Origin of the sequence: Rugosimonospora acidiphila (assembly GCF_039543385.1) — a bacterium.
Taxonomy (GTDB): Bacteria; Actinomycetota; Actinomycetes; order Mycobacteriales; family Micromonosporaceae; genus Rugosimonospora; species Rugosimonospora acidiphila.
In genome coordinates this window covers 79,522-90,437 of the sequence record NZ_BAABJQ010000034.1, presented here as the reverse complement: position 1 = coordinate 90,437, position 10,916 = coordinate 79,522, and the positions used below count along the sequence as shown (strand labels likewise).

Sequence of the window (10,916 nt, the reverse complement as noted above, 5' to 3'; positions counted from 1 at the left end):
TGCGCCGGGCGCGCGCGGTCGAGACGCAGGTGCGCCGCCGGACCTGGCGCGCCCCGGGCAGCGGCCCGGATGGGCAGCGCCGAGACCCGTCGGTCCGGGCGCTGTCCGACGCGCTCGGCGACCGGGTGCTGCTCGAACTGCTGGCGGTCGACGGCGCCCTGCACGCGCTGGTCGTCGACCGTGGGCGCGTGCGCCACCGCCGGCTCGGGCCGCTGGCGCCGGTCGTCGGGGAGCTGGACGCGCTGCGGTTCGCGCTGCGCCGGCTGCTGCTGCGGCGGGGCAACGACGCGGCGGCCACCGCGAGCGCGGCGCACGGCCTGGCGGCGCTGGATGCCGCGCTGCTGGCTCCGGTGGCCGACCTGATCGGGGACCGGCGGCTGGTACTGGTGCCCACCGGCGCCCTGCACGCGCTGCCCTGGCCGATGCTGCCCCGGTTGCACGGCCGGCCGGTGTGCGTCACCCCGTCGGCGACCCTGTGGTGGCGGGCCCAGGCGGCCGGGGCGGATGGGTCTCGGCCGGGGCGGCCGGACGGCGACCGGCTGGTGCTTGGCGACCGGCTGGTGCTCGGCGACCGGCTGGTGCTGGTCGCCGCCCCGTCCGCCCTGCAGGCGCAGGACGAGGCGCGGGAGATCGCCGCGCGGGTACCGGGGGCGAGGGTACTGGCGGGGGAGCGGGCGCGGGTTCCCGACGCGCTGGCGGCGCTGGACGGCGCGGGTACCGGGCACATCGCCGCCCATGGTGAGTTCCGGACCGACAATCCGCTGTTCTCGTTCCTGATGCTCGCCGACGGGCCGCTGACCGTGTACGACCTGTCGGCGATGCGCCGGCCGCCGGCGCTGCTGGTGCTGTCCGGCTGCGATACCGGCCAGCCCGCCGTGCGGCCGGGCGACGAGCTGATGGGACTGGTGGCCGCGCTGCTCGGCATGGGTACCCGCGCGGTCATCGCGAGCACCGGCACGGTCCTGGACGGCGCCACCCGGGCGCTGATGACCGACGTGTACGCGCACCTGGAGGCGGGCCGGTCGCCGGCCGACGCGCTGGCCCGCGCCCAGGCGGCGGCCGACGAGTCGGTGCGGGCCAGCACCGCCAGCTTCGTGTGCTTCGGGGCTGGCTGATCCGGTTTTGACGGATTCGCGACTGGGCACGGCGGCCGGCGCCGGGGCCGTCGGGTACGCGACTGCGGCGGCGTCCCGGATGGCGGGTAATGGCGCCATCGGCCGGTGGGCGATCCGGCGCTGGCACACGCCGCGCAGCTGCCCGACCCGGCCGCGCACAGCCGAAGGAGCAGCCTCATGTCCCAGTACTCACCCACACCCGTGCCGACCACGCCCACCCAGACCAAGTACCCGTGGCGGGCGGTCGCCCGTACGGTGTTCGCCGGCATCATCGGCGGCCTGACGCTGCTGCCCGAGATCGCCGCCGACGCGCACATCGGCACCGTGCCGACCGTGGCTCAGGTGCTCGCGGTGACCGGCGCGATCACGCGGATACTGGCGCTGCCGAGCGTGGACGCCTGGCTCACCACGTACCTGCCGTGGCTGGGCGCGGCCCCCTCGCGGCCGTCTGCCCCGTAGCCTCCGCCCCGTAGTCCCCCGCCCACGCAGCCCCCGACCTGGGGCCTCCGTTCCGGCGGGGCGGGGGATCGGTGAATGGGGTACCGAGTTGCCGCCGGTGGCCCGGTGATGTACCGTAAAGGTGGCCCCATGGGTTGTCTGTGTGTGACGGCAGCACCCGTTATTGATGATCAATCGGGCCCTGCTGATAGCCAGACCTCATAGCCAACGGGGCTGGCATGCGCGATCCGTTCCAGGATTGATCCGTTGCGGATCGGATCCTGACGGGGATCGCCCAAAATGTTCTGTTTGTCCGCCGGATCTGCTTCCGGCGTGGGTTTGGGAATGTTGCCAGTCGGCGACGCTACGTGCGTCGGCCGCCACGCACGTCGGTGAACAACGCACGCGGTGATCAATACAAGCGGTGATCAACGTAGGCCGTGATCAATGTGCGCCAGCGGCCAGCGTGCGCCAGCGGCCAGCGTGCGCCGGTGGCCAGCGTGCGCCGGTGGCCAACGTGTTTCAGCGGCCAGCGTGTCCCAGCGGCCAGCGTGCGCCGGCAACCGGCGAAGGCCACCGCCCGATTTTCACGTCGCCTTCTCATCGAAGGGAAACCATGACAGCGACACAAGTTCCGGAACGCACCGCCGATGCGCGGCGCACCCGGCGCCGGCAGCCGTCCGGCGCACGTACCACTACCGCCGGCAACGGCGGTGCCGGCAAGCCGGCGAGGGACTCCGCCGAGGAGGCCCTGATCCCCGTCAGCGGGATCCTGGACATCCGAGACAGCCAATGGTTTGACAGCAGTCGTTTTGACGGTTACGGGCTGCTGCGCGTCTCCGGCTACGGGGCGGGACCCGACGACGTCTACGTGTCCACCACCCAGATCCGCCGGTACGGGCTGCGCCCCGGCGACCTGATCACCGGGGCCGTGCGGCCGGCCGGCGAGGACCAGCCGCGGCAGGGTGGCCGGCGGGACCGGCACCACCCGCTGACCCGGCTGGACACCGTCAACGGCACGGACCCCGAGCAGGCCCGGCACCGGCCGGAGTTCTACCGGCTGACTCCGCTGTACCCGCAGGAGCGGCTGCGGTTGGAGACCGAGCCGCGCGTGCTGACCACCCGGGTCATGGACCTGGTGATGCCGATCGGCAAGGGGCAGCGGGCGCTGATCGTGTCGCCGCCGAAGGCCGGCAAGACGATGGTGCTCCAATCGATCGCGAACGCGATCACGCGCAACAACCCGGAGTGCCACCTGATGGTCGTGCTGGTGGACGAGCGGCCCGAAGAGGTCACCGACATGCAGCGCTCGGTGAAGGGTGAGGTGATCGCCTCGACCTTCGACCGGCCGCCGTCGGACCACACCGCGACCGCCGAGCTGTCCATCGAGCGGGCCAAGCGCCTGGTCGAGTCGGGCCAGGACGTGGTCGTACTGCTGGACTCGATCACCCGGCTGGGCCGGGCGTACAACAACGCCTCGCCCGGTGGTGGTCGCACCCTGTCCGGCGGCATCGACTCCACCGCCCTCAACGCGCCGAAGCGGCTGCTGGGCTCGGCCCGCAACATCGAGAACGGCGGCTCGCTGACCATCATCGCCACCGCCCTGGTCGACACCGGGTCCGCCGGCGACACGCTCATCTTCGAGGAATTCAAGAGCACCGGCAACGCCGAGCTGCGACTCGACCGGCGGCTGGCCGAGCGGCGGGTCTTTCCGGCCATCGACATCGATTCCTCCGGTACTCGCCGGGAAGAGGTCCTGGTGCGCGCCGGTGAGCTGGCGGTGCTGACCAAGCTGCGCAAGGCGTTGGGCGTGGACCCGCAGCACGGTATTGAGCACCTCCTCGACCAACTGCGCAAGACCGGAAGCAACGCCGAACTCCTGATGCGCCTCGCCCGCTCCGCCGAGGCCGGGGTCGCGCCGATGCGCTGAGCGGGCCGTGCCGCCCGGGTAGGGTGGCGCTGAGCGGGCCGTGCCGCGCGGTTGGGGCGGCGTTGAGCGGAACCGCCCGTTCGGGCGGCGCGCCGGGCCGCCAGGCTCAAACGGTCCGCCCGAGTCGCCAGGCTCACTGGTCCGCCGGTTCGCCGCGGCCGGTCGGGCGCCCTGAGGCAGCATGGACCGATGCGGGTACTGATCGCCACGGCCGGCTCCATGGGCGACGTCGCGCCGTACACGGGGGTGGGTGCGCGGCTGCGCGACGCCGGTCACCAGGTGACGATCGCGGCCCACGAGTCCTTCGCCGAGGTGGTCGCCGGCGCGGGCCTGGACCTGCTGCCCCTGTCCGGTGACGTCCGGGAGATCCAGGCGTCCGCGCGGGGGCGCGCGCTGTTCCGGCGCGGTGCCGGCCCACGCGGCGCGTTCGAGCTGGCACGGCTGGCCCGCCAGCAGGTCTGGGGGCTGGTCGACGGGATGATGTCGATCGCCGAACGCCGCCCCGACGTGCTGCTGCTGGCCACGACCACGGCCCCGCTCGGGTACCAGGTGGCGCAGGCCCTGGGCGTGCCGAGCGCCGGGCTGTTCCTCCAGCCGGTCGACCCCACCGGCGACTTCCCGCCGGTGACCGCCGGCGCCTACCGGCTGGGCGGCCGGCTGGCCAACCGGGCCGCTGGGGCGCTTACCCGCACCGTGGCCCGGCGGGTGTTCGACCGGCCCGTGCGGCTGCTGCGCGCCCGGCTGGGCCTGCCGCCCGAGTCCCTGGCCGCGCTGGACGTCCGGCAGCGCCGGCAGCGGTGGCCGATCCTGCACGGGTACAGCCCGGCCGTGGTGCCCCGACCGGACGACTGGCGCCCGGGGCTGGACGTGGTCGGGTACTGGTGGCCGGCCCGGCCGCTCGGCTGGCGGCCACCGGCCGACCTCGTGGACTTCCTCGCCGCCGGCCCGCCGCCGGTGTTCATCGGGTTCGGCAGCATGGCCGGCGGGTACTCGTCGTGGCTGGCCGGGGTGGTCGCCGGTGCGCTGCGCCGGGCCGGGGTCCGGGGCCTGGTGCAGTCCGGCTGGGCGGGCCTGACCGTCACCGGCGGGGACGTGATGACGATCGGCCCGGTGCCGCATGACTGGCTGTTCCCCCGGGTGGCCGCGGTGGTTCACCACGCCGGGGCGGGCACCACGGCGGCCGGGCTGCGTGCCGGCGTGCCGGCCGTACCGGTACCGATGATCGCCGACCAGGCGTTCTGGGCCGGCCGGCTGACCGGCCTGGGCGTCGCCCCGACCGCCATTCCAGTCGCCCGGTTGACCGAGGGCCGGCTCGCGGCGGCGATCGCCGCGGCGGTCGGCGCGCCCGCGTACCGGCAGCGGGCCGGCCGGATCGCGGCGCTGCTGGCGGCCGAGGACGGCGCGGGCGCGGTGGTCGCCGCGGTGGACGAGCTCACCCGCGCCCGCCCGGTCGGGTGACCCGTCGGGTCCGTTGACCCGCCCGGGCCGGTCGAGTCCACTGTGGACGAAAGCCGGTTCGCGCGGGCCCGTGCCGCGGGACGGTCAGGGCTTCGCCGGGAACGCGCAGAACTCGTTGCCCTCCGGGTCGGCCAGCACCCACCAGCCGATGTCGCCACCGGGTGAGCGCAGCAGTGAGGCGCCCGCGTCGAGCAGCGCGTCCGGCCGGTCCCCGGCGAGGTTCACGTCCCAGTGCAGCCGGTTCTTGACCGTCTTCGGCTCCGGTACGTCGACGAACACCCAGTACTGCCACGGAAACTCGGACGCGCCCTCGATCCAGGCGAACTGCCCGCCGTCGGCGCGGCGCACCTCGCCCCCGACGATCCCCGACCACCAGGTGGCCTGCGCCAGGCAGTCGCGGCTGTCCACGACCAGCTCAAACACCCCGGCCGGCTGAGCACCCTCCGGTTCGGCCGCGGGGGCGGCGTCTTCTGGTTCGGCCGCGGGGGCGGCGTCTTCTGGCTCGGCCGCGGAGGCGGCGTCCGCTGGCTTCGCCGGGAACGCGCAGAATTCGTTGCCCTCCGGGTCGGCGAGCACCCACCAGTGGTGCTCGCCGGGGGCGCGGATGACCGTCGCGCCGGCCTCGATGACGTCCGACGGCTGGGCACCGGGCAGCCGCACGTCGAAATGCACTCGGGTCTTCGCGCCGCGCGGCTCCGGCACCGGGCACATCCACATCCGCTCGGCCCGCCGTCCGGAGTCGGGGACGAGTAGGGCCGTGCCGTCTTCCTGCTTGTCGAGCCGCTCGCCGAGCACGGCCGCCCAGAACCGCCCCAGGGCGAGCGCGTCGTTGGCGTCCATGCACATGTCTCTGAAGCTGGCTGGCGTCATGCCCTCCATCGTGGGCCACATCCGGTCCCGCCGGCCCGAGGCTCGCGGTGCGGATTCGGGAAGTGGTCCCCGGGCCGATTCGCGCGGCTGGCTCGCGGGGCCGGCTCGCGGGGCCGGCTCGCCGAGCGGCTAGCCAGCCGCGAGGGTAGCTGGCCGACGGGTAACTGGCCGAGCGGGTAGTTGGCGGATCAGTTAGTGAACGGAGCAGTTAGTGGACGGAGCGGGTAAGGAGCCCCCGAGCCGCCGGGTGGGCGGCGGGCGAGCCGTCCGGGTGTCCGGTCGCGGGCCCGGTGACCGGCATCACCGACCGACCGGCTGACCATAGTGGACGGTCGGTCGTGCCATCCTCACGGGCACCCGCAACTCAACTCATCGCCCGGTGCGCGCCGAGCGTTACACCCCAAGGGTTCTCCGTGAAGAAATACATCATAAACATGCTTACAGTTGTGCTGACGTCGGGCCTCGCGATACTCGCGTCGGGCCTGGCGGTGCTGCCGGTGTCCTCGCCCGCGCGGGCGGACGGCACCGATCCGTCGTGGGCGACGTGTGCCCAGTACACGGTCCCGGTCACGCTGGCCGGTGACGCCACGACATACCACGTGGTGGGCCGGTTGTGTACCCGTGGCGACCAGTTGCGCGGCGCGAAGACCGTACAGCTGCTGGTCTCCGGGCTCACCTACGACCACAACTACTGGAACCCCGCCTACCAGCCGACCACCTATTCGTGGGTCTACGCCGAGACCAGCGCCGGGTACTCGACCTTCGACATCGACCGGCTCGGCGTCGGGCTGTCCGACCACCCGCCGGCCGCCGAGCTGACCGTGCAGAACGAGGCGCTGGAGGTCGAGCAGATCATCCAGGCGCTGCGCGCGGGGACGGTCGGGGGGATCAGGTTCACCACCGTGGTCGGCGTCGGGCACTCGTTGGGCGCGGGCATCCTGCAGTACGAGGCCGGCACGGTCACCGGCGCCGGCAACACCCCCGACTACCTGGTGCTGGCCGACTTCCTCACCGCGCTGAACACGCCCGGCATCACGTCGGTCAACGCCTCGCTGTACCCGGCCGCGCAGGACGCGAAGTTCGCATCCGCCGGCCTGCCGGCCGGGTACCTGACGACCCAGCCCGGCACCCGTGGCGGCGACTTCTACTACTCGGCGGGCGCCGATACGGCGATGATCTCGTTGGACGAGTCCACCAAGCAGACCTCGTCGGCCGCCGAGACCACCGCGTTCAGCGCGGCGCGGACCGGCGCGGTGACCCACGGGATCCACGTGCCGATCCTGCTCGCCGTCGGCCAGTACGACCTGCTGGACTGCAACGCCGCGGCCGGGCTGTCCTGCGCGAACGCGACGGCGGTGCTGAACCGGGAGTCCGGCAACTTCGGGGCCCAGGCGTGCCTGCGGGCGTTCGTGCTGCCGAACTCCGGTCACGACACCGACCTGCACGTCGGGGCGGCCAGCCTCTTCAACGCGGTGTCCAACTGGTTGGACAACTACACCATCAACTATGCGCAGCACAAGGACGCCAACGGCTGCATCCCGTCCACCGTCTCCTGATCCGGGTGCCCGCCTCCGCCCTCAACGCGGGGACCGCCCCCAACGCGGGGACCGCCTCAAGGCGGGGAGCGGGGACCAGCCTCCGGTGAGAGCGGCTCCACCGCCCGGGGCGGAGGCCACCTCGTCCGGCCACGCGTACCAACGCGGCGGGGGACAATGGAATGACACCGTATTGGTCAGCTCGTTACTGGTCAGCTTCGTTGGAGGCCGCGTGGAGACCTGGGACGCGATCCGATCCCGCCGCAATGTCCGTGAGTACAGCCCCCGGCCGGTGCCCGACGCCGACCTGGAGCGCATCGTCGAGGCGGGCTGGCGGGCACCGTCCGCGAGTAACCGGCAGCACTGGGACTTCGTCCTGGTCACCGACCGCGACCAGCTGACCCGGCTGTCGACCGTGTGGCAGGGCGCCCGGCACATCGCCGGCGCGGCGGCGGCGATCGCCCTGGTGCTGCCGCAACCCGACGACGACCGGACCGCGCTGACCGACCGGTACGACCTGGGACAGGCCACCTTCGCGATCATGATGGCAGCGGCCGACCTGGGCATCGGCACCGGGCACTCCGGGGTCGGGGACCAGGATCTGGCCCGCGAGATCCTGGGCGTTCCCGCCGATCACCAGGTCGCATACCTGATGGGCATCGGCTACCCGGCGGACCGGCCGCTGCGGCCGATCGCCAGGCCGGACCGGCGCCCCTTCGACGAGGTGCTGCACCGCGGCCACTGGTGAGCCGCCCCGGTGGCCGGGCGCCGGCCACCGGGTCAGTTGCCCGAACCCGGCGGGCCGCGATGAGCGACTCGCCGGGCGGGTTGAGCGTTTCGCGGCTTGGCGACAGGGTGGCGCACTGACAGGGCGCTCGGTCACAGGGCGGCTCGGTCACAGGTACTGGCCGCTGAGCACGGGCTCCCGGTCGACGGACTCCTTGTGCCCCTCGCGCAGCGCGTACAACTCGGCGAGGGTGGCGCCACCGGAGGGGATGCCGGCGGAGGCGCCCAGCCAGGCCGCGGCCTCGTTCGGCGGCAGCGCTGGCACCTCGATGCGGGCCAGGCAGCGGCCCGGCCGGACCACGGCCGGGTGCAGCCGGGCCAGGTCCTCGTTGGTGGTGATCGCTACGAGGATCTTGCGACCCTGGCCGAGCAGGCCGTCGGTCAGGTTGAGCAGCCGGGACAGGGCCTGGCCGGCGTGCTGCTTGGCCTCGCCCCGGATCAGCTCGTCGCAGTCCTCCAGGAGCAGCAGCCTCCACTTCTCGTGCCGGCGATCCGGGCACGAGCAGTCGTCGGCATCGCTGAGCGCGACCTGCATCAGGTAGGACGGGTCGTTGAACAGGGACTCCGGGTCGAGCACGCAGTCGACCTGGCACCAGGAGCGCCATTCGAGGGCGAGCGCCCGCAGGGCGGTGGTCTTGCCGGTGCCCGGCGGCCCGTGCAGCAGGATCAGCCGGCCGGGCACCGAGTCGCCGCCGGTCAGCAGCAGCCGGTCGACCTGCGCGGCCACGCTGCGCGCGTAGTTGCCACGGATCTCGCCCCAGGAGCCGGTGGCGATCAGCCGGGGGTTGCGCTGGGCGCCGTGCTTGGTCCGGTACCAGAAGCCGACCAGGACCCCTTCGTCCGCCGCCGGTGGCGGCTCGGTCATCCCACCGATCGCCCGCGCCAGCACGTCCGCGCCGAGCTTCTCGGTGCGGGCGGTCACCGAGACCTCGGCGGTCTTGGTGCGCGGCCAGTGCACGGCCCGCAGCGTCCAGCCGTCGCCGACCGCGAGGCGGGCGCGCTCGCGATCGGTCGCGGCCTCGCGCAGCGTCCGCACCCCGGCGGGCAGCAGCGTGGCGTCGTCGCGCACGTTGTCCAGGTCCTTGGTGGTGGCGAACGGCTGCTGGCCGGCCGCGAACGCGGTCAGCGCCAGCGCGTCGATGAGGTCACGCGGGGAGTCGCTGTCATCGACGGTCAGGACGATGGGCAGTAGCGACTCCGGCGCGGCGCCGGGCGCGCCGAGCTCGAGCGGGAACTGCCGTGAGGTACGCACGAGTCCATGGTGGACGCCGGAGGCGTTGCGGTACACCGGTTTTCCGGCACCCGGGCACGTGACGAGCCCGGGCGCGCGGCGAGCCCGGTGCTCAGGCGCTGCGCTTGCCGGCCCCGGACGCCGGCCGGGCCAGCGCGGGCTCGGGCAGCGCAGCGGGTATCACCGTGTCGGGTGCCGGGCGGGACGGGCCGGCCAGGTGGTGCCTCCCGGTCAGCCTGGCCATCTTCAGCGCCACGTGCAGCGACAGCCGCTCGTTGCCGTCCTTGAGGTCGGTGCCGGCCAGCTGCTCCACCCGCTGCAGGCGGTAGTACAGCGAGGTGCGGTGCAGGTTCATCCGGTCCGCCGTGGCGTGCGCGTTGCCGGCGAGGTCGAGGTAGACCTCCAGGGTGTCCAGCAGGGGAGTGTTGGCCGGGTCGTCGAGCAACCGCTCCAGGCCCGGGTGCACGCTGCAGCTGCGCATCGCGTCACCGGACAGCTGGGACAGCACCCGGTAGATGCCCAGCTGAGACCAGCACGCCACCGGGCCCACCGCGGGCAGTTGCACGGCCACCCGGGCGGCCAGCGCCGCCTCGTCGTAGGACTCGCGGGCCTCCGGCAGCGCCAGTCGCGGCTGCCCCACCCCGACCACCACGCCCGCCACCGCGGACAGCCCGCGCACTGCGCCGATCAGAGCCTCGTGCAGGTGGTCGGCCACCGCCCGGGGCCCCTGCCGGCCCCGGCGCTGCTTGCCGTGGACCAGCAGCACCCCGTGGTCGTACCGGACCAGGTGCACCGCCTGGCGCGGGCCCACCCACCGGCGGCTGGCCAGCAGCCCCTGCTCCAGCGCGATGCGGGACAGGTCGTCCAGGCGGGCGCCGGCGCGCGGCACCAGCCGGGCGACCACCGCCGTGGTCGGCCCCTCCTCGCCCAGCACTCCGTCCTCGATGAGCGTCAGTGCCCCGTGCGCCCGGGCCTCGGACTCCTCGGCCAGCAGCAGCCGGACCGCCTCGGTCTCCCGCTGCGAGGCCAGCTCGCCGGCCAGGTTCTCCCGGTACAGCGCGAGGGCCAGCTCGGTGGTGGTGGCCGACACCGAGGCGATCTGCTCGTCGCTCATCGACTGGTCGGAATCGACGAACCACATGAAGCCGAGCAGCAGGTCGTTGTGCCAGATCGGCACGCAGACCCTGGGCAGCATGTGCAGCTTGGCGCAGGCCGGGGTGCGGATCGGCTCCTTGGCCCGCATCACGCCGGCCTCCCGGAAGAACGCGATAACCTCCGGTGTCGTCTGGCGGCGCAGGATCGACAGCTTGCGGACCTCGTCCATCGGCTCGATCTGCTCGCTGTACACCACCACTCGTTGCCTACGGTCCTCGATCAGCGCGGGTCGGCCCGCTCGGCTCGCCGCCGAGTCCACGATCCGTTGCAGCTCGGAAACCATGCCCTCCGCCTTCGACAGCTGTAGAGACGTTCGGTCTGGTCCGTTAACTGTTTGTCGGATGGTAGCCGTAGCGCAAGCCCCTCGTCACGAGTCTCGACAGAAGTCCCGACGACGG

At 73.3% G+C, this 10,916-nt stretch carries 8 protein-coding genes and 1 pseudogene; 6 read left to right on the top strand and 3 right to left on the bottom strand.

Annotated features, from left to right (window positions below; translation table 11 throughout):
- The 4 genes and pseudogenes from ABEA87_RS36440 to ABEA87_RS36425 form a co-directional block, all read left to right on the top strand.
- Nucleotides 1–1,115: CHAT domain-containing protein (locus ABEA87_RS36440; RefSeq protein WP_345637631.1), on the top strand; the 1,115-nt coding region annotated here is incomplete at its 5' end.
- Nucleotides 1,116–1,220: 105 nt separating this feature from the next.
- Complete coding sequence (locus ABEA87_RS36435) at nt 1,221–1,574, top strand: hypothetical protein (RefSeq protein ID WP_345637630.1); 354 nt, start codon at nt 1,221–1,223, stop codon at nt 1,572–1,574.
- A 634-nt stretch (nt 1,575–2,208) separates the two neighbouring features.
- Nucleotides 2,209–3,483: pseudogene (rho, locus tag ABEA87_RS36430) on the top strand (transcription termination factor Rho); the annotation flags it as partial.
- Nucleotides 3,484–3,672: 189 nt separating this feature from the next.
- Entirely contained in the window at nt 3,673–4,941 is a 1,269-nt protein-coding gene (locus ABEA87_RS36425) for a glycosyltransferase (RefSeq protein ID WP_345637628.1), read from the top strand.
- 84 nt (nt 4,942–5,025) lie between these two features.
- Here the strand turns inward: ABEA87_RS36425 and ABEA87_RS36420 are convergent, their stop codons facing one another.
- Complete coding sequence (locus ABEA87_RS36420; RefSeq protein WP_345637626.1) at nt 5,026–5,811, bottom strand: VOC family protein; 786 nt, start codon at nt 5,809–5,811, stop codon at nt 5,026–5,028.
- 434 nt (nt 5,812–6,245) lie between these two features.
- On the opposite strand from ABEA87_RS36420, the gene ABEA87_RS36415 reads away from it, so the two are divergent.
- Nucleotides 6,246–7,367: an alpha/beta hydrolase gene (locus ABEA87_RS36415; RefSeq protein ID WP_345637624.1), complete on the top strand. Its 1,122-nt coding sequence runs from the start codon at nt 6,246–6,248 to the stop codon at nt 7,365–7,367.
- A 211-nt stretch (nt 7,368–7,578) separates the two neighbouring features.
- Nucleotides 7,579–8,094 carry a nitroreductase family protein gene (locus ABEA87_RS36410; RefSeq protein WP_345637622.1) on the top strand — a complete coding sequence of 172 codons (516 nt, stop codon included), beginning with the start codon at nt 7,579–7,581 and terminating at the stop codon, nt 8,092–8,094.
- A gap of 147 nt (nt 8,095–8,241) precedes the next feature.
- Here ABEA87_RS36410 and ABEA87_RS36405 read toward each other — a convergent pair whose 3' ends face one another.
- Together ABEA87_RS36405 and ABEA87_RS36400 are read right to left on the bottom strand one after the other, a co-directional pair.
- Complete coding sequence (locus ABEA87_RS36405; RefSeq protein WP_345637621.1) at nt 8,242–9,384, bottom strand: DUF5925 domain-containing protein; 1,143 nt, start codon at nt 9,382–9,384, stop codon at nt 8,242–8,244.
- Nucleotides 9,385–9,475: 91 nt separating this feature from the next.
- Nucleotides 9,476–10,801, bottom strand: coding sequence for a PucR family transcriptional regulator (locus ABEA87_RS36400; protein ID WP_345637619.1), 1,326 nt, complete (start codon nt 10,799–10,801; stop codon nt 9,476–9,478).
- Nucleotides 10,802–10,916: the final 115 nt, after the last annotated feature.

Bases quoted from the DNA above. Each gene is read 5' to 3' on its own strand.
- ABEA87_RS36425 (WP_345637628.1), top strand. From the start codon at position 3,673: ATGCGGGTACTGATCGCCACGGCCGGCTCCATGGGCGACGTCGCGCCG.
- ABEA87_RS36420 (WP_345637626.1), bottom strand. From the start codon at position 5,811: ATGACGCCAGCCAGCTTCAGAGACATGTGCATGGACGCCAACGACGCG.
- ABEA87_RS36415 (WP_345637624.1), top strand. From the start codon at position 6,246: ATGCTTACAGTTGTGCTGACGTCGGGCCTCGCGATACTCGCGTCGGGC.
- ABEA87_RS36400 (WP_345637619.1), bottom strand. From the start codon at position 10,801: ATGGTTTCCGAGCTGCAACGGATCGTGGACTCGGCGGCGAGCCGAGCG.